Source organism: Desulfotomaculum sp. OF05-3 (genome assembly GCF_003435535.1).
GTDB lineage: Bacteria > Bacillota > Clostridia > Lachnospirales > Lachnospiraceae > Pilosibacter > Pilosibacter fragilis.
This window is the reverse complement of sequence record NZ_QWGO01000008.1, coordinates 34,123-52,302: the sequence shown is the minus strand read 5'-3', so window position 1 is coordinate 52,302 and position 18,180 is coordinate 34,123. Positions and strand designations below refer to the sequence as shown.

The following is an 18,180-nucleotide window of genomic DNA, read 5'->3' as shown; positions in this document are numbered from 1 at the left end:
GGCTGGATCAGGAAAAGTCATGACCGGGCTGCCGTATTTATAAGTTGGAAGCAGCGGTTGTTACACATTTGAAAGAAAGTACGGATAGCAGACACTGCAGGTGTGAGAGGCCGGAAAGGTCGCGATTGAAGAAAGGCAGGATCTGTAAAGATGGGAAAACGACAGTTTAAACCAGGAAATATGCTGTACCCGGTTCCAGCTGTCCTTGTGACGGTGGCTGACCGGGAAGGAAATTCGAATATTTTTACGGTGGCATGGGCGGGAACCATCTGTACGAATCCGCCGATGCTGTCCATCAGTGTCCGGCCGGAACGACACTCCTACCATATGATGAAGGAAACTGGGGAGTTCGTCGTAAACCTGACGACGGAGTCCATGGCCTGGGCGACAGACTACTGCGGCGTGCGCTCCGGGCGCGACGTGGATAAGTGGAAAGAGACCGGGCTGACCCCGGAGAAGGCGAACGTGGTGGATGTACCGGTGATCAAAGAGAGCCCGGTGAACATCGAGTGCCGCGTTGTGAAGGTGGAAGAGCTGGGAAGCCATCATATGTTTATCGCCGATGTTGTGGCGGTGGATGTGGATGAGGCGTACATGGATGAAAAGGACACCTTCCATCTTTCCATGGCGAAGCCGTTAGCCTATTCCCATGGAAGATATTATGGGATGGGCGAGGAGCTGGGAAGCTTCGGGTACAGCGTGAGAAAGCAGGAAAAGGGTGCGAAGGCTGGCAGGAAAACTTCAAAATCAGCGGAAAAAGCCGGAGGTGCCGGGAAAGTTCGAAAGTCTGCAGACGTGAACGGCGGAAAGAAAGCAACTACCCGGCCGGAACAAACCAGAAAGGCGAATAGTCAGAAATCCGACGGTCCGCGGAATGATAAGAAGAGACAGAAGTAGTCTGCAGAGTGACTGCAGTCATACGGAACAGTTAACCAGAGATAATTACAGCGACAGGCAAAAGAGCGAGGCATAAGTTATGAAGAAAAAAAATATTCTGATGATCGGAATGCCGGCGTCCGGAAAGAGCACCATCGGCGTGCTTCTTGCGAAGCGTCTTGGATATTCCTTCGTGGATGTGGATCTTGTGATCCAGGAGAAGACCGGAAAGCTTTTGAAGGAGATCATCGCAGAAGAGGGCGATGACGGTTTCCTGCGTGTCGAGGAGCAGGCGAATCTGGATCTCGATGTAGAGAAGTCCGTGATCGCGCCGGGCGGAAGCGTGATCTATGAGGCGAAGGCCATGGAACACTACAAAGAGACCGCGACGATCGTTTATCTGAAACTTTGCTATGAGGATCTGGAATCACGTCTCGGAAACCTTGTGGACCGCGGTGTTGTCTTAAAGGACGGCATGACACTCAGGGATCTCTACAATGAGAGACTTCCGTACTACGAGAAATATGCGGACATCACACTGGATGAGACCGGAAAAGAGTTCGGTGAGCTGGTGGATGAGCTGAGAGCGTATTTTGAAAATTTAGAGAAATAAAATATCCCCGCCGCGTGAGAGAGAGGGGAACGCGGCGGGGAACCCGGGCACGGGGACAGGATTGGAAAGACCCCGGTACCGGTATTACAAAATTTAGTGAAATAGCATATCAAATATTTTTTCCGATACTCTTCATATATTCTTTGAAATCATCCCCAAATTTCAACTTCATACACTCGAGAACAAGCTTCACGCAGCGATCGTCACCGAGTCTGGCGTTGTTGAAGGTCAGGTCATAGTTGACCGGATTTGTCCAGTAGTTGCCTCCGGTGTAATACTTATAATAGTCCGCGCGGTACTTGTCCGTTTTCGTGATCAGATGGTGCGCTTCCTCGACAGTAATGTCATCCATGCGCTCCATGACACGGCGCAGGGTATAGCTTCTCGGTGCTTCCACATAGATGCTGACCACATTATCATAGTCCTTTAAGATATAATCGGCGCACTTTCCGACGATCACGCAGGACTCCGAAGCGGCAAGCTTCTCGATGATGATCTTCTGGTACTCGAAGAGCCGGTCATCTGAAGTAAATCTCGATAACTCACCGGTCGGTGAATGGCGTTTCGGCAGTGCCTGAAGCTGTTTCGTGATCAGACTGCCGTTTAAGGTCTCGTCAGCCTCTTTAAAGTAATGTTCCGGATAACCGCTGTACTGGGAAGCGAGCGTCAGGATACGGTTGTCGTAGCTGTGGATATTCAGCTCATCTGCCAGCTTGGCGGCGATTGCACGTCCGCCGGAACCGAATCCTCTGGCAACTGTGATAACAAAGTTTTTCATACAAGATCTCCCGTCCTTTCCGTAAATTTGACACTAAAAACAGAATAAACTGTCCGGTGAAGCCGGTTGAAATAGGATTTCCGGCTTTCCTGTGTCGAGATCTGTGTAGAATCCCGGGATGTTGCCGGCTTTTGTAAGTGTGTAGCCAAGCTCCTCAAAATGCTGTTCCATGTAGGCGGAAGTCTTCCACTCGCGGAATCCTGTCTCCGGATGTGCCCAGATATGGTCAGCGGTGTCATAGATCAGTTTTTCGTATTTTTCGACGAGAGAAATTAATTTTTTAGAATCTACCATTGTGTATTACTCCTCCTAAATATAAAAATTGTAAGGATCAAGATATTTGTGAGATTTTATTCGTATAAGAAACATGCTACCATATGTCCGTCGCCGGTGTCCACAAGCTTTGGAATTTCTTTCTTACAGCGCTCCGTGCAGTGCGGGCAGCGGCCTGCGAGCGGGCAGCCAACCTGATCCCCGATGGGGCTCGGGATATCGCCGGTGAGGGGCAGGCGTTCTTTTTTATCAAAGGGGCTTTCCGGCGGGATCGCGGAGAGAAGTGCCTGTGTATACGGGTGCTTCGGATCTGCGTAGATTCCCTCGGAGGTGTAGAACTCCATGACACGTCCCAGATACATGATCATGATCCGGTCGCTGATGTATTTGATGATGCCGAGGTCATGGGAGATGAACACATATGTCAGGTTAAACTGCTTCTGCAGGCGGCGGAAGAGGTTGATGACCTGTGCCTGGATCGAAACGTCCAGAGCGGATACCGGCTCGTCGCAGACGATGATCTTCGGCTCCATGGAGAGGGCGCGGGCAATGTTCACACGCTGCCTCTGGCCGCCGGAGAACTCGTGGGGATAGCGCTCCATGTGCTGGATGTCGAGACCGACCTCCTGAAGATACTCTAACGCTTTCTGACGGCGTTCCCTTGCGGTGTCACCGATGTGGTGGACCTTCATCGCTTCCTCAATAGAGTAGGAAGCTGTTTTTCTCGGGTCCAGAGAGGAATACGGATCCTGAAAGATCATCTGGATGTCCCTGCGGGCTGCCTCGCGCTCGTAGACCGGCAGATTCCAGAGATCCTTGCCATTGTAGATGATCGTTCCGGCGGATGGCTTGTGGAGCTTTACAAGACAGCGTCCAAGTGTGGATTTGCCGCATCCGGACTCACCGATGATGCCAAGGGTTTCACCCTCATAAATATCAAAAGAAACATCGCTCAATGCGTGGAGAAGCTTACTCTTTTCCCCTATTTTTTTTCCGCGGATCACGAAATCCTTACTGAGATGATCGACGCTCATGATTACATTTTTCTGCATGTCATATTCACTTCCCCTCGTGTTAATCTGTGCTCGCCGTCCTGTCTGTGGCATGCCACGAAATGTCCGGGAGCGACTTCCTTAAGCGGTGGTACCTGCTGTCTGCAGATCTCCGTCGCGTAAGGACAGCGGTTATAAAAGTTGCAGCAGTGGCCGGTAAGGCGGAGATCCGGCGGTGTGCCCGGGATCGTCTTTAAGTCCTCCTTTGTGGAGCTGCTGAGTTTCGGCATGGAGTCTAAAAGACCCCAGGTGTACGGGTGAAGCGGCTCTTTGTAGAGCGTCTTTGTATCCGCGTATTCTACGGTATTTCCTGCATACATGACCATGACGGTGTCGCACATCTCCCAGACAACGCCAAGGTTGTGGGTGATGAGTAAGATCGCTGTGTTGAGCTTCTTCTGGAGATCCTTTAAAAGCTCAAGAACCTGGGCCTGTACGGTCACATCGAGGGCGGTCGTCGGCTCGTCAGCGATGATGAGCTTCGGATGTCCGCAGACAGCCATGGCGATGATGACACGCTGGCACATACCGCCGGAAAGCTCATGTGGATACGCATCCATTCGTTTCTCGGCTTCCGGGATGCCGACAAGCTTCAGTGCCTCAACAGCCTTATTCCAGGCCTCCTTTTTGCTGATCTCTTCATGCTCTCTGATCATTTCCACCATCTGGTGGCCGATCTTGAATACCGGATCAAGGGAAGTCATCGGGTTCTGGAAGATCATGCAGCACTCATCGCCGCGGAACTTTTCCATCTGCGCTTCGGAGAGATTCCGGATGTCCACACCGTCAAAGATAATGGAGCCGTCCACGATCTTTCCGGTCTTTGCCGGCATGAGCCGCATCACGGAAGCGCTTGTGACGCTCTTTCCGGAACCGGATTCACCGACGATCCCCATGGTCGTGCCCTGACGCAGGCTGAAGCTTACGCCATCGACAGCCTTGGAAACGCCGCTTGCCTGATAGAAATATGTTTTTAATCCATTTACTTTTAAGATTGCATCGTTTTCACTCATAGCCTGCACCTCCTACTGTTTCATTTTCGGATCCATGACATCACGGATACCATCGCCCAACAGGTTGAAACCGATAACAGTCACGAGGATAAACGCGCCTGCGGTTCCCGCAACGTGCGGGGCGGTTGTCAGGCAGTCACGGCCGACACGGAGAATGCTGCCCCAGGAGGCGGTCGGAAGCGCGATGCCGAGTCCTAAGAAGCTTAAGGATGCCTCGGAGATGATAGCGCTTGCGATACGGAGTGTCGCGTAAACGATGATCTGGGATACACAGTTCGGCAAAATATGTAAGAACAGAAGTCTTACCGGGGAAACACCGACAACGCGGCAGGCGTTGCAGTATTCTTCTTCCTTTACGATCAGTACCTGGCCTCTTGTGACACGGGCAAATCCCGGTACGCTTGCGATACCGATGGCCAGAATGACGTTCATGACGCCGTTTCCGAGAACGGTGATCAGGATCATGGCTAACAGGATGAACGGAAAGGAGAACATGCCGTCCATGATCCTCATGAGCACCGCGTCGATCCATCCACCGAAATATCCGGCGGTAAGTCCGATGAGAACGCCGATGATCGCGCCGACGATGGTGGCGCCTACGGCAACGATCATGGAAATACGGGAGCCGTAGATGATACGGGACAGGATATCACGGCCAAGGTCATCCGTGCCGAAGAGATGTCCGGGAGTGCCGATTCCCTTAAACGGCAGGACCGGGTTGATCGCGTTTGGGTCATATGGCGCGATGAGCGGGGCAAATACGGCGATGACTACCATAAAAGCCACGATGAAGAAGCCGACGAGGGCTGTTTTGTTTCTCGCTAATTTATGCCAGGCATTGTTCGCGTTCCGCTCTTTTACGAGCATTGCGATGTTGGCATCCATTCCAAGCGCCTCACCGGAAACAACGGAGGACGCAGCAGCAGGTTTTTTCTTTTTTGATAATGTCATAACTCATCACCCCTTTTCCAGTTTAACTTTCGGATTCAGAATCGCGTAGGCGATATCGACCAGCATGTTGCAGAAGACGAACATGATCGCGGAGAACAGGACCGCACCCTGGATCAGGGAATAATCACGGTTGTTGATCGCAGTGTTGATCATGGTTCCCATGCCCGGCCAGGAGAAGATTCCCTCGGTGATGATGGCACCGGTGAAGGTTCCGGCGATCTGCAGACCTAAAACTGTGATGAGCGGCGGGAGAGCATTCTTTAATCCGTGGATCAGGATGACTTTGAGTTTTTTGATTCCACGGGCTCTGAGACATCGGATGTAGTCGCTGCTCATGATATCGATCATGCTGGAACGCATGGTTCTCGCAAAGGTTGCCATCGGGATCGTCGCGAGGCAGAAGCCGGGAAGGATCATGTGGATCACAACATCGCCGAAGCCTTTGGAGAGATCGCCCATACCCATAACAGGCAGAAGATTCATTTTAACGGAAAACTGAAGAACCAGCATGAGTGCCAGCCAGAAAATAGGCATGGACACACCCACGAGCGTGATGACCATGACAATGTAATCGAAGATCGTATTCTGCTTTAACGCAGCAATGATACCGACGCTGGTTCCGATGATGAAAGCGAAGAGAAGTGCTGTCAGCGTCAGGGTCAATGTGTTTGGAATTCTGGAAGTGATGAGTGGAAGAACGTCCTGACGGTAGCTGTAGGAGTAACCAAAGTCACCGTGGACAAGTCCGCCAAGGTAGAGGGCGTACTGCTCAGGGAGCGATTTGTCGAGGTTCATCTCGGCTCTCATAGCTTCGATGTCCTCCGCATTTGCCTCGATACCTAAGATCGCCACTGCCGGATCGCCCGGAAGCATTCGTGTGAGGCAGAAGGTAAGTGTGACGACGACCAGAAGTGTGGGGATCGTCTGCAATAATCGTTTTATGATGATCTTTCCCATATAAATCCAATCCTTTCATAGCTGTCCTGTTCTCTTCACCGGGAAGAATGTGAAGAGAATGGAACAGTTAAATCTCTGTGAGTGTACAGAAAAAGGGAAACAAACTTAGGATTTGCCTCCCCCTTTCTATGTGTGAAATCCAGCTGCTTTGTGTCTTTAGCACTCACGCAGCGACCGCCGGTTTTCGTAATCCGGGCTATCACCCTGCTTACTCAAACCGGTTTGGTCGTCAAATTCTATTTTTCAACCCAGATATTGTTGAATGGTGTCGCGACTAACATCTGGTTGTCAGCACGGAGAACCGCGTCATGTACCTTCGGGGATACTGCCCAGTTCCGGCACTCATATGCGTAGTAGATGCCGGTGTATTCGTTCATAACCTTCTCAATGACTTTCTTATAGGACTCCGCGCGCTTTGCGTTGTCTGTGGAGCCAAAGCCTTCATTTAAGAGTTCATCCATCTCCGGATCGTTGTAGCCGCCTGCGTTGGAGGAGGCGTGAAGTGTCTGGGAGCTGAAGAACTTTCCGAGGAAACCGTAAGGATCCGGATCGCTGTTCCAGCTTACACCGTAGCTGTTTACAACATCGGACTGCCAGGAATCAACAACCGCTGCGGACCAGTCGGCCATGGCGGAAGACTTGATATCAAGTGTTACACCGATCTGGCTCCAGTAGTACTGTAACATCTGTGCCATTTTCTCGCGATAGGTAGTGGAACCAATGTAAAGGCTCATGGTAAAGCCATCCGGGTAGCCTGCTTCCGCGAGGAGCTTCTTTGCACCTTCCGGATCGTAGGATGGTACAAGATCATTGTATGCAGTGTCATAAGCGAAGGAGTATACCGGAAGCGGCTGATAAGCTCTTGTGCCTTCTCCGTACTGATAGATACCGGCTACCATGGAGTCGATATCGACAGCCATTGTGAGTGCTTTTCTGACATCAGCGTTTGCGGTCGGTCCGTTCTGCATATTGAAGCGGACATAGGTGACAGCGGAACTCGGGGCCTGAAGTAAGAGGTCCGCATCCTGCGCACGCTTGATAGCTTCACCCTGAAGATACATCGCAATGTCGACCTCACCGGTCTGGACTGCGTTGATCGCCTGATTGGAATCGGAGATGATTCGGAACTCAATACCGTCTACGTTCGGCTCTGTGCCCCAGTAATTCTCATTTTTCTTTAATGTGACTTTTTCATCGGTTACAATTTCTTCCAGTGTGAAAGCACCTGTTCCGACGATGTGGGAACCGAAGTCTTCTCCCCAGCCTTCAACTTCCTCTTTCGGAAGGATCGCGTTTCCGATACCGGCTAACTGGGAGATAAACGGTCCTGCAACGGATTTCATATGGATAACGACCTGTGTCGGGCTTGCAGCTTCGCAGTAATCGAAGAAATCACGGCAGATACGGTCTGTGGTACTCTCTTCCTTGCTTCGTTCAAGAGAGTATACAACATCATCCGCGGTCATCTTTCTTCCGTCCTGGAATTTCCCTTTCTGGAAGTATACATCATCACGGAGGTTGATGGTGTAGGTCAGGCCGTCATCACTGACAGTGTAATCAGTTGCCAGACTCGGGATCACATCTTTGTAATCCTTATCCCAGACAAACAGGGTATCGAGAACATTGTACATAATGTGGTTTTCGTACATGGTTGAGTAGGCTTTCGGATCAAGAGTGCGTGGGGATGAAGGCATTGACACAACAAGCGTTCCGCCTTTCACTGCTTCGCCGTCGCTTGAGCCGACCGCGATACCGCCGCCGAGTGTCTGATCCGTAGATTTTGCGTCCGGGGATACCGCATTGGAGGAAGCCGCTGCTGTTTCAGCAGTGGAACCTGCTGCTGTTGTGGAGGATGTCTGGGAACCTCCGCATCCTGCCAGGGAAGATGCTGCCATAACGGCTGCAGCTGCGAGTGCAATAAGTCGTCTCTTCTTCATAAATGAATCTCTCCTCTCTCTTTTCTTTTACGAACGATCCGGGTGGGGAATCTCCGGTGCCGGTGGGTATCCGGCAGTCGCTTCCGGAGAACCGGAGAAACTGCTCAATAATCTTACAGTTAAGTCCGGGTAAAAAAGAAAGGCGCACTTTTGTCAGAAGTTATCGCCTTTGATAGTTGGAATGGATCGTTAATAAAATTATGTGCTTAAGAATAAAACCATAACTTAAAAAAGTCAAGTATTTTTTAAATTAACTTTACTTAATTCGGCACAATAATCAAAAAATAAGAATTATGTAACTTTTGTTTCTACAAAATGGAAAAGACTGTCAATAAAGAGACAGCGGCTCCGATCATGGACAGTCTTTCAGGAACCGATTTCTGTTTGAACCGGATATGATTGGAAAAAATAGTGACTGGATATAGGAATTTTTAATAGCAAAGATTCTGAAAATAAAATTGACATATGGAAAGAAGTGTGCTAATCTTTAATCCATAAAAATTAAAAACAAAAAGTCGATGAGCAAAGAGAGTACATTCGGAATGAAATCACAGAGAGCTGTCGGTGGTGGAAGACAGTATGGAATTCCCTATGGAATGGGTTTGTGAGACGCCAGGTGAAAGAGATTCGAGTAGCTGCGGCCGTGATTCCTGCGTTAAAGGATAAGAGTATCGAAAGAGATTTCCGTACTCTGAAATGAGACAGATTGGTGGCAGATATTCCGATGTGGGATAGCTGCTATTTTTGTTTGAAAGTGTTGTCAAGCGGATAGCCAGAATGACGTGCTTGCACGTCAGGCGGATAGACATTTGACAACCAAGCCTACATGAGTAAGTAGGGCGATAGCCCGGATTACGAATGGAGGCGGCAACTGTGGGAGTGCCGTAGGCACGGAGCAGTTGGCTTTCGAGGAAGCCTGATCTGTGAAATCGGGTGGCACCACGAAATATTCGTCCCGGCATAGTGAAAACTATGTCCGGGATTTTTTAGTTCAAAAAAAGAACTTTTCGGAGCGGCATCCCTTACTTATTCCCGCAAGAGGCAGTCGACCAAAACGAGGAGGAAATGATTATGAGAAAAATGAAAACCATCATGAGCCTTGCTGCCGCCGCAGCTCTTGCAGGAATCCTGCTTACCGGATGCTCCACAGAGGCGGACGAGAAGGCGACAACAGCGGCAGAGACAACAACAGCCGTAGCCGCAGAAAGCACTTCCGAGACCGGAACTGAGGCGGGAAAGACGGAGGGCGGCGCACTTGGCGGAAAGAAGATCTCCGTTATGACCCCGTATCTCACATCTGTCACGACAAACCAGATGGCAGGCTATATTAAGGAAGATCTGGAAGCTGAGGGCGCGGAAGTATTCGTGATCGATACGGCAAACGATTTTGCGGAGCTCGCGAGCCGGATCGAGGATGTTGTTTCTTCCGGAACCGATGGGATCGTCCTTGTGAGCGCTGACCCGAACCAGGTAGCAAACCAGCTTCAGGACGCTTTTGACGCGGACATCCCGGTATTCGGATGTGACAGTGGATTTATCGATGGAATGGAGATCAATGCGACAAGCGACAACTACCAGATGGGTGAACTTATTGTGAGATATTTATTTGACGATCTGATGGGCGGAAAGGGAACCGTGATCGCCCTGACCCACAGACCGCATCCGGGCGTTGTAAAGCGCTGCGAGGCATTTGACGATATTATTAAGGAATATCCGGATATCAAGCTGATCACAGAACAGCATGTACCGGCAGAGCAGCCGATCAACGACGCGCAGGACATCGTTGCAAATCTCTTAACGGCAAACCCGGACAAAGATTCCATCACAGCCGTATTTGCGGCATGGGATGAACCGGCCATCGGCGCTGCAAAGGCACTTCAGGAAGCAGGACGCGAGGAAGTGATCGTCACAGGTGTTGACGGAAACGAGCAGGCTGTTGAGATGATCAAGGATGGAACAAACTTAAAGGCAACTGTAAAACAGAACTTTGAGGGAATGGCAGATATCGTGTGCGAACAGATGGACAAGTACTTTGCCGGTGAGGAGATCGAAAAAGGTGAGATGTACGCACCGGCGGAGCTGATTACACAGGAGAATGCACAGTAAGCAAATGAATCCGGATAAAAATGCCGAAAAATTTTAGAAGTGCTGTTTCAACGGGCATGATACTAAAAACGCTGAACAGGCATAAAACGGAGAATAGAAACAAAAATTAAGGCAGGTAAACAGGATGTTGCTGGATGTAAAGAGCGTAGATAAAAAATTTAACGGTGTATACGCATTAAAAGGTCTGGACTTCTCCCTCGGTGAGGGGGAGATCCATGGCCTTGTCGGTGAGAACGGAGCCGGAAAGTCCACGTTCATCAAGATCCTCGGCGGTGTCTACAAGAGAGACGGCGGCAGTATCCTGTGGAACGGAAAAGAGCTTTCGGAGACGATCCGCCCGGAAGACAGCAGGGCCTTCGGAATCAACATTATTTTCCAGGACAATGTCCTGATTCCGGCGTTCACGGGAATGGAAAATATCTGTCTCGGAAGACCCTATCCGGTAAAAGGCGGGCTGATCCAATGGAAAGAGATGGAACGGGAAGCCGCGGCGAAAGCGGCGGAGCTGGGGATCCATCTTGACCTTAAGAAATCGGTATCCATGATGACCCCGGCACAGAAAAAATGCGTGGAGATCGTCCGGGTGATGATGAGTGACTGTAAGCTTTTGATCCTCGATGAGCCGACAGCGTCCCTTTCCGATAAGGAGACGAATCTGTTATTTTCCATTGTGAGAAACTTAAAGGCAAAAGGAACCTCGGTCCTCTATGTGACACACCGGTTGGAAGAGATCATGGAGCTGACAGACCGGGTCACGGTCTTAAGAAACGGAACGCTGGTGTCCACGGTGGATACGGCAGGAACCAGCAGAAAAGAGCTGGTACGGCTGATGAGCGGGAATGAGGCTGCGTCCGGAGTTGAAGATGCGGAAACGGGAAAGGATGCCGAAGGAAAGATTGGAAAAACAGCTCTGGAAGTCCATGGGATCCGCTCCAAAGACGGAATCGTCCGCGGCGTCGACCTGAACGTAAAGTCCGGTCAGATCACCGGAATGTTTGGCCTATGCGGAAGCGGGCGGACAGAGTTTCTGGAATGCATTTACGGAACGAGAAAGCTGGCGGGCGGCGAGGTCACGATCGACGGAAAGACCACGGTCCACCCTGCTCCGCCGGAATCTATCCGACAGGGAATGGCGTTCATCTGTGAGGATCGGAGAGGAAAAGCCATGATCCCGTCCTTCACTGTCGAGGAAAACATGATGCTCTCCTCCATCGACCGCTACACGAAAGGCGGCTGGTTCCAGAAACGGGCGGCATGCAAAAAGGCGGCGGACATGATCAAGGTGTTAAAGATCAAGTGCATCGGCACCAGCCAGCCTGCAAAAGAGCTTTCCGGCGGAAACCAGCAGAAAGTCATTTTCGCAAAGGCACTCCTCACGGAGCCGTCGATCTGGCTTTGTGATGAGCCGACCCAGGCGGTGGATGTGGTGACGAGACAGGAGATCCACAGACTCTTAAGAGAAGAGGCGAAAAAGGGCAAGGCCGTCCTTTATGTATCGTCGGACCTCACGGAGCTTCTTGAGATCGCCGATGAGGTTGCCGTCATGGCATACGGAAAAGTACGAAAGACATTTGAGAATAAAGACCTGAAACCGACGGACGTGCTGGCGTGCTGTTATGAGGCGGAGAGGGAGGAAAACGACAGATGAGAGGAAAAGCATTAAAGAATTACGGAACGGTGGCGGCGTTAGTCATCATCATCGGAATTTTCGGACTCCTTAGACCTGCGTCGTTTTTTACACTGAAAAACTTCCTTAATATAACACGCCAGGCAGCGCCTCTCGCAATGGTGGCGCTGGGAGCGACCTTCGTTATGACCGTCAACGAGTTCGACCTTTCCATCGGAAACATCGTGAGTCTCGGCGGCGTGGTTGCGGCACTTTTATCGATCCAGGGTGTTCCGATCCCGGTCTGCTTTCTGGCCGCGGTAGTGGCCGGTCTGATCGTCGGCTGCGTGAACGGAGTGATCGTAGCAAAGTTCGGGATCCTTTCCTTTATTACAACACTTGGCATGGGAACCGTACTGGACGGCGTGATTTACGGACTTACCGGAGGCACGACTGTATTTAACGGGATTCCGAAGGCGTTTACGATTCCAGGGATCTTAAAAATCGCGGGCATCCCGTTTATCACCATCGTGGCGGCAATGCTTTATATCGTATTCCACATGTTTATGAATCATATGTCAGCCGGAAGAAAGCTTTATGCCATCGGAGGAAGTAAAGAGGCGGCAGAGACGGCAGGAATCCGGATCTTCCGTTACCGAATTCTCGCTTTTGCGCTCAGCGCGGCAATGGCAGGTCTTGCAGGCGCTCTCGTGGCATCTCGTGTAGGTTCCGCGAATACCACAGCGGGGCAGGGATATTTCTTACAGTCCTACGCGGCGGTATTTATCGGATGCACCGTCTCAAAGAGCGGTGTTCCCTGTGTGATCGGAACCTTAGTCGGAACCATCATTCTGGCGGTTCTGGCGAACGGACTTACGATCCTTCAGATGCCGAGCTTCATGCAGAACATTATCACCGGCGGGATCATCATTCTCGCAGTTGTGCTCCAAAAACTCGGCGCGGGTCATGGTTCACGGTAGGGATTTTTGGTACCGAAAATACCGTAAAATAACATTGAGAGCGGATTTTACCAATTTAGGATGCGAAGGATTGGCAAAATCCTCAGTACTGTGTAACGGTACGGAACGGGGAGGGAATAGATGTTAGCAGCAACCTTTGATATCGGAACGACAGCCGTCAAGGCAGTGGTCGTGAACGAAAATGGAGAGCCCGTCTTTACCGGAAGCTCCGTGATCCACACCATCGAAACGGGAAACTTCAAGGAACAGGATCCGGATGAGTGGTATGGGTCGTTCTGTAAGCTGTCAAAAGAGATGTTTGAGATCATCCCGCCAAAGGAGATCGGGGCTATTATCTTCTCCGGACAGATGCAGGATGTGATCTCGGTTGGGACAGAAGGAAAAGCACTCCGGAATGCGATCCTTTATTCCGACGGTCGGGCGGACGAGCAGGCACGGGTGATCATAAGAGAGGCGGCAAGGCGGAATGTAGTACCTCTCGGGGACGCGTATATCGCGGAGATTACGGGAAACCATTTTGACGGATCGATGCCGCTTGCGAAGATCCTGTGGTTAAAAGAAAATGAGCCGGAGATTTATAAGAAGACCGCATGTTTTCTCATCAGCTCGAAGGACTATATAATAGGTAGACTTACCAGTGTGTTCGCCGGAGACATGACCGCCTGCTCCACGGCGGGGGCCATGGATCTGGACAGGAAGATCTGGTCGGAGGAGCTGATTGGAGCGGCGGGAGTCGATATTAAGAAGTTCCCAAAACTTTTTTACTCCCATGAGTGTGTCGGCACGGTCACGGAGACCGGGGCGACAGAGAGTGGTTATCCGGCAGGAACAAAGGTCTATGCCGGAACCGGGGATGCGGGAGCGACGACACTTGCCAGCGGCATCCTGGCACCGGGGGAGTACAACATCAACCTCGGAACCTCCGGCTGGGTGGCAGCCGTATCCAACCAAAGGATGGAGAGTGAAGGCGGCGGATTCAATCTGGCGGCGATGCAGAAGGACCTGCTCATCAATGTAGTCCCGTTCCTAAACGGCGGAAACGCCCACCGGCTGATCGCGAAGATCCTGTCCAGGGATCCCGACGGGGCACCGGATTTCGGGTATATCTCAGAGCTTCTTGAGAAAGCGGAACCCGGAAGTCACGGACTGTTCTTCCTGCCCTATGTGGCAGGTGAGCGGTTCCCGATCATGGACAGCAGCGTCCGGGGAAGCTTTCTGGGGTTATCTCAGGCGACCACGGCGGCGGACATGGCACAGAGTGTCCTCGAGGGCGTGGCATTTTCCATCCGTCAGGGTCTGGAACTGTTCGACCATCCGGCGTCAAAGATCACGCTGATCGGCGGTGGAGCGAGGGAGCGGCGATGGTGCCAGATCTTAAGCAATGTCATGGGACAGAAGATCTTTGTATACAAGGATCCGGACCTTTTACCGGCACTGGCCATCGCCTCGGCGGTGTTTGTGGCGGAGGGCGTGATCCCGGATTACAAGTCCTTTATCGAGACACTGGAGAGCCAGGGACACTGTGATACGGTGGAGCCGGATCCGGAAGTCTCGGAGAAATACCACAGAATCTATCAGAAATATAAGAACATTTATCCGCTGGTAAGAGAGTTTTACAGCAGATAAAGGTCAGTCGGCAGCCATGATTTTTTTAAACCTGTGGTCTGCAAAAATAGAAAATATGGTAACGGTTAAGTAACATTTCCGCTGCTACAAAATCACGATTTCGATAACTGTCTGGCGGAGATTTGAAAAATCACTCCGGAAATATGGGTATGGACAGTTACAGACAATAAACCAGTTTACACGAGGAGGAAAAATATATGTCAAAAGGCAGATTTGGCGCGCATGGCGGTCAGTACATTCCTGAGACGCTTATGAACGCAGTACTGGAACTCGAAGAGGCATACAACCACTACAAAAATGACCCGGAATTCCAGAAAGAACTCACAACACTTTTAAATGAATACGCGGGCAGACCGTCAAGGCTCTACTACGCGGAGCACATGACAAAGGATCTCGGCGGAGCGAAGATCTATTTAAAGAGAGAGGACTTAAACCATACCGGTGCCCACAAGATCAACAACGTGCTCGGTCAGGTGCTTCTCGCGAAGAAGATGGGAAAGACCCGTGTCATCGCTGAGACAGGCGCAGGCCAGCACGGTGTAGCGACAGCGACGGCGGCAGCGCTCTTCGGCATGGAATGCGAGATCTACATGGGCGAGGAGGACACAAAACGTCAGGCATTAAATGTTTACAAAATGCGCCTTCTCGGAGCAAAGGTGCATGCGGTGACAACCGGAACAGGAACCCTCAAAGATGCTGTTTCGGAGGCAATGAGAGAGTGGACGAACCGGATCGAGGACACCCACTATGTTCTCGGCTCCTGTATGGGACCACATCCGTTCCCGACTATCGTCCGTGACTTCCAGGCGGTTATCTCCAAGGAGATCAAGGAGCAGATGTTAGAGAAAGAGGGACGTCTTCCGGATGCAGTTCTTGCCTGTGTTGGCGGCGGATCCAATGCCATCGGCGCATTCTACAACTTTATTGAAGATAAAGACGTTCAGCTCATCGGCTGTGAGGCAGCAGGACGCGGTGTGAACACGGCAGAGACAGCGGCGACCATCGCCACAGGACGTCTCGGAATCTTCCACGGCATGAAATCTTACTTCTGCCAGGATGAGTACGGCCAAATTGCCCCGGTATATTCCATCTCTGCAGGCCTTGATTACCCGGGAATCGGACCGGAACATGCGAACCTTTACGACACCGGACGGGCCCAGTATGTGGCGATCACTGACGACGAGGCAGTCGATGCGTTCGAGTATCTCTCCAGAATCGAGGGAATCATCCCGGCGATCGAGAGCGCCCATGCCATCGCATACGCAATGAAGCTCGCACCGACGATGGGAAAGGATAAGATCATTGTTGTCAATGTTTCCGGAAGAGGAGACAAGGACTGTGCAGCAATCGCAAGATACAGAGGGGAGGATATTCATGAGTAAGATCGCAAACGCCTTCAAAGGCGGAAATGGAAAGGCATTTATCCCGTTTATCACCTGCGGTGACCCGTCCTTAGAGGTCACGGAGCAGCTTGTATACGCAATGGAGGAGGCAGGCGCAAACCTCATCGAGCTTGGTATCCCGTTCTCCGATCCGACGGCAGAGGGACCGGTGATCCAGGCGGCAAATATCCGCGCCCTGTCCGGCGGCGTGACCACCGACAAAATTTTTGCAATGGTTGAAAAAATCCGGAAAAACACACAAATTCCGATGGTTTTCATGACCTATGCGAATGTTGTCTTCTCCTACGGAACTGAGCGCTTCATCAAGAAGGCGTCTGAGCTTGGCATGGACGGACTGATCCTGCCGGATGTGCCGTATGAGGAGAAAGAAGAGTTTGATTCGGTATGCAAAAAGTATGATATGGATCTGATCTCCCTCATTGCCCCGACCTCCCATGAGAGAATCAGCATGATCGCGAAAGAGGCGTCCGGCTTTGTATACTGCGTATCCTCTCTTGGCGTTACCGGAACGAGAAGCGAGATCACAACGGATATCGGCGCGATGGCGAAGCTTGTGAAAAAGGCGAAAGATATCCCGTGCGCGGTTGGCTTCGGAATCTCCACCCCGGAGCAGGCAAAGAAGATGGCAGGTCTCTCCGACGGCGCTATCGTTGGTTCCGCGATCGTGAAGCTCTGCGGAATGTATGGAAAAGATGCGGTTCCGTATGTGAAAGAGTATGTGAAGTCCATGTGTTACGCGGTGCATGGGATCTAAGAAGCGGCTGGGAAACGCTCCGCGAGGATGCGCAATGATTTTGATAGGAATAAGTCAGCTTCGCTGACCAGAATCACGCGCCAAGTTTCACGGTCGTTCGACTTAAATGAGAAGAATGTTGTCAAAATGGTAATTGGGAACATGCACTTCACATGCACTTTTGCGAGGTAAAGTGTTTGCGTTGTACCGTACTTTGTGCTAAAATTAAATAACGAACTGTCAATTCTGCGGTGCAGGGACTCCTTTGCACCGCAGTTGTTTGTGTTACTTGCGCAAAGATGTAGGTTGTCGCAAGCAACCGCGCGAGACGCACGAATGTGCCAAGGCACGTTCCTTTTTGAAAAGGAGAAGGATGTATGCCAGTAGGAATTATCATCAATGCCCTGTCCGTCGCCATCGGTGGTGTGGTCGGGGCTTTATTTGGGCATAAGCTGCCCACAAGGATCAATTCAGAGCTCACGAAGATCTTCGGCGTCTGCTCCATGGGAATGGGCGTGAGCTCCATCGGTCTTATGAAAAATATGCCCGCCGTTATCTTTGCGGTGATCATTGGGACCGCGTTTGGGCTGGCGGTGAATCTCGGCGGGATCATCAACAGCGGCGCGGCGTGCATGGAGAAGCCGGTCGGAAAGATCTTCCCGAATAAGAATGCGTCCATGTCCAGAGAAGAGTATATGACGATGCTCGTGACGATCATCGTGCTGTTCTGTGCCAGCGGAACAGGAATCTATGGATCTCTGGATTCCGGAATGAGTGGTGACCACACGATTCTGATCTCCAAGTCCATTCTGGACTTCTTTACTGCGATGATTTTTGGAGGAACCCTGGGAATGGTGGTCGCGGCTGTTGCAATCCCGCAGTGCGTGATCTTTCTCGCAATCTTCGCTGCGGCGAAGTTCATCTTTCCGCTTACCACACCGGATATGATCGCGGACTTCAAGGCCTGCGGTGGTTTTCTTCTTCTGGCCACAGGTTTCCGCATCGCAAAGATCCACAACTTCCCGGTCGCCGATATGATCCCCGCGATGGTGCTCGTCATGCCGGTGAGCTGGTTCTGGGGGAATGTGGTGGTGCCGATGCTGTAAGAGTACAGGCGGACGAGAAAAGTACATAATATGAAAATAAAAAATCCCTGAGTATGCAGATCAATGTGATGTGCGTATTCAGGGATTTTTGCAGTCATGTATTCGGAAGAAGCTGCCAGCGGCAGGTACTGATATTATCGGTCAATACCATAATCATAATGAGAGCCGGT

At 51.1% G+C, this 18,180-nt stretch carries 16 protein-coding genes and 1 other annotated feature; of the genes, 9 read left to right on the top strand and 7 right to left on the bottom strand.

Features of this window, described 5'->3' with window-relative positions:
- Positions 1-150: 150 nt before the first annotated feature.
- Complete coding sequence (locus tag DXA87_RS06225; protein ID WP_117503576.1) at positions 151-897, top strand: flavin reductase family protein; 747 nt, start codon at positions 151-153, stop codon at positions 895-897.
- A 79-nt stretch (positions 898-976) separates the two neighbouring features.
- Positions 977-1,489 carry a shikimate kinase gene (locus DXA87_RS06220; protein WP_015552916.1) on the top strand — a complete coding sequence of 171 codons (513 nt, stop codon included), beginning with the start codon at positions 977-979 and terminating at the stop codon, positions 1,487-1,489.
- A gap of 109 nt (positions 1,490-1,598) precedes the next feature.
- Here the strand turns inward: DXA87_RS06220 and DXA87_RS06215 are convergent, their stop codons facing one another.
- From DXA87_RS06215 to DXA87_RS06185, 7 genes are all read right to left on the bottom strand, one after another.
- Positions 1,599-2,267 (bottom strand): cytidylate kinase-like family protein, encoded by a 669-nt coding sequence (locus DXA87_RS06215; RefSeq protein ID WP_117503575.1) that lies wholly within the window; start codon positions 2,265-2,267, stop codon positions 1,599-1,601.
- A gap of 33 nt (positions 2,268-2,300) precedes the next feature.
- Positions 2,301-2,561 carry a hypothetical protein gene (locus DXA87_RS06210; protein ID WP_015552918.1) on the bottom strand — a complete coding sequence of 87 codons (261 nt, stop codon included), beginning with the start codon at positions 2,559-2,561 and terminating at the stop codon, positions 2,301-2,303.
- A 56-nt stretch (positions 2,562-2,617) separates the two neighbouring features.
- A complete protein-coding gene (locus DXA87_RS06205) occupies positions 2,618-3,592 on the bottom strand; it encodes an oligopeptide/dipeptide ABC transporter ATP-binding protein (RefSeq protein WP_117503574.1) in 975 nt (324 codons plus the stop codon).
- Positions 3,577-4,605: an ABC transporter ATP-binding protein gene (locus DXA87_RS06200; RefSeq protein ID WP_117503573.1), complete on the bottom strand. Its 1,029-nt coding sequence runs from the start codon at positions 4,603-4,605 to the stop codon at positions 3,577-3,579. Before DXA87_RS06200 ends, DXA87_RS06205 begins: the two co-directional genes overlap by 16 nt.
- A 12-nt stretch (positions 4,606-4,617) precedes the next feature.
- Positions 4,618-5,556 carry an ABC transporter permease gene (locus DXA87_RS06195; protein WP_242990670.1) on the bottom strand — a complete coding sequence of 313 codons (939 nt, stop codon included), beginning with the start codon at positions 5,554-5,556 and terminating at the stop codon, positions 4,618-4,620.
- Between the two features lie 6 nt (positions 5,557-5,562).
- Positions 5,563-6,513 (bottom strand): ABC transporter permease, encoded by a 951-nt coding sequence (locus DXA87_RS06190; RefSeq protein WP_117503572.1) that lies wholly within the window; start codon positions 6,511-6,513, stop codon positions 5,563-5,565.
- 236 nt (positions 6,514-6,749) lie between these two features.
- On the bottom strand, positions 6,750-8,450 hold the full coding sequence (locus DXA87_RS06185) for an ABC transporter substrate-binding protein (RefSeq protein WP_117503571.1): 1,701 nt from the start codon (positions 8,448-8,450) through the stop codon (positions 6,750-6,752).
- Between the two features lie 509 nt (positions 8,451-8,959).
- Positions 8,960-9,411 (top strand) — a binding site (T-box leader).
- A 110-nt stretch (positions 9,412-9,521) separates the two neighbouring features.
- On the opposite strand from DXA87_RS06185, the gene DXA87_RS06180 reads away from it, so the two are divergent.
- The 7 genes from DXA87_RS06180 (at position 9,522) to DXA87_RS06150 (ending at position 18,010) form a co-directional block, all read left to right on the top strand.
- Complete coding sequence (locus tag DXA87_RS06180; protein ID WP_117503570.1) at positions 9,522-10,556, top strand: substrate-binding domain-containing protein; 1,035 nt, start codon at positions 9,522-9,524, stop codon at positions 10,554-10,556.
- Between the two features lie 124 nt (positions 10,557-10,680).
- Positions 10,681-12,204 carry a sugar ABC transporter ATP-binding protein gene (locus DXA87_RS06175; RefSeq protein WP_117503569.1) on the top strand — a complete coding sequence of 508 codons (1,524 nt, stop codon included), beginning with the start codon at positions 10,681-10,683 and terminating at the stop codon, positions 12,202-12,204.
- Positions 12,201-13,142: an ABC transporter permease gene (locus DXA87_RS06170; protein WP_117483574.1), complete on the top strand. Its 942-nt coding sequence runs from the start codon at positions 12,201-12,203 to the stop codon at positions 13,140-13,142. Before DXA87_RS06175 ends, DXA87_RS06170 begins: the two co-directional genes overlap by 4 nt.
- Before the next feature lie 120 nt (positions 13,143-13,262).
- Entirely contained in the window at positions 13,263-14,768 is a 1,506-nt protein-coding gene (locus tag DXA87_RS06165; RefSeq protein ID WP_117503568.1) for an FGGY family carbohydrate kinase, read from the top strand.
- Positions 14,769-14,965: 197 nt separating this feature from the next.
- Positions 14,966-16,150, top strand: a complete 1,185-nt coding sequence (gene trpB, locus DXA87_RS06160; RefSeq protein WP_117471359.1) for a tryptophan synthase subunit beta — start codon at positions 14,966-14,968, stop codon at positions 16,148-16,150.
- Entirely contained in the window at positions 16,143-16,925 is a 783-nt protein-coding gene (trpA, locus tag DXA87_RS06155; protein ID WP_117503567.1) for a tryptophan synthase subunit alpha, read from the top strand. Before trpB ends, trpA begins: the two co-directional genes overlap by 8 nt.
- A 356-nt stretch (positions 16,926-17,281) precedes the next feature.
- Positions 17,282-18,010 carry a DUF554 domain-containing protein gene (locus DXA87_RS06150; RefSeq protein WP_021905098.1) on the top strand — a complete coding sequence of 243 codons (729 nt, stop codon included), beginning with the start codon at positions 17,282-17,284 and terminating at the stop codon, positions 18,008-18,010.
- Positions 18,011-18,180 lie beyond the last annotated feature (170 nt).

Excerpts from the sequence above, each read along its gene's own strand:
- DXA87_RS06225 (WP_117503576.1), top strand. The coding sequence starts at position 151 with ATGGGAAAACGACAGTTTAAACCAGGAAATATGCTGTACCCGGTTCCA.
- DXA87_RS06220 (WP_015552916.1), top strand. The coding sequence starts at position 977 with ATGAAGAAAAAAAATATTCTGATGATCGGAATGCCGGCGTCCGGAAAG.
- DXA87_RS06215 (WP_117503575.1), bottom strand. The coding sequence starts at position 2,267 with ATGAAAAACTTTGTTATCACAGTTGCCAGAGGATTCGGTTCCGGCGGA.
- DXA87_RS06210 (WP_015552918.1), bottom strand. The coding sequence starts at position 2,561 with ATGGTAGATTCTAAAAAATTAATTTCTCTCGTCGAAAAATACGAAAAA.
- DXA87_RS06205 (WP_117503574.1), bottom strand. The coding sequence starts at position 3,592 with ATGCAGAAAAATGTAATCATGAGCGTCGATCATCTCAGTAAGGATTTC.
- DXA87_RS06200 (WP_117503573.1), bottom strand. The coding sequence starts at position 4,605 with ATGAGTGAAAACGATGCAATCTTAAAAGTAAATGGATTAAAAACATAT.
- DXA87_RS06195 (WP_242990670.1), bottom strand. The coding sequence starts at position 5,556 with ATGACATTATCAAAAAAGAAAAAACCTGCTGCTGCGTCCTCCGTTGTT.
- DXA87_RS06190 (WP_117503572.1), bottom strand. The coding sequence starts at position 6,513 with ATGGGAAAGATCATCATAAAACGATTATTGCAGACGATCCCCACACTT.
- DXA87_RS06185 (WP_117503571.1), bottom strand. The coding sequence starts at position 8,450 with ATGAAGAAGAGACGACTTATTGCACTCGCAGCTGCAGCCGTTATGGCA.
- DXA87_RS06180 (WP_117503570.1), top strand. The coding sequence starts at position 9,522 with ATGAGAAAAATGAAAACCATCATGAGCCTTGCTGCCGCCGCAGCTCTT.
- DXA87_RS06175 (WP_117503569.1), top strand. The coding sequence starts at position 10,681 with ATGTTGCTGGATGTAAAGAGCGTAGATAAAAAATTTAACGGTGTATAC.
- DXA87_RS06170 (WP_117483574.1), top strand. The coding sequence starts at position 12,201 with ATGAGAGGAAAAGCATTAAAGAATTACGGAACGGTGGCGGCGTTAGTC.
- DXA87_RS06165 (WP_117503568.1), top strand. The coding sequence starts at position 13,263 with ATGTTAGCAGCAACCTTTGATATCGGAACGACAGCCGTCAAGGCAGTG.
- trpB (WP_117471359.1), top strand. The coding sequence starts at position 14,966 with ATGTCAAAAGGCAGATTTGGCGCGCATGGCGGTCAGTACATTCCTGAG.
- trpA (WP_117503567.1), top strand. The coding sequence starts at position 16,143 with ATGAGTAAGATCGCAAACGCCTTCAAAGGCGGAAATGGAAAGGCATTT.
- DXA87_RS06150 (WP_021905098.1), top strand. The coding sequence starts at position 17,282 with ATGCCAGTAGGAATTATCATCAATGCCCTGTCCGTCGCCATCGGTGGT.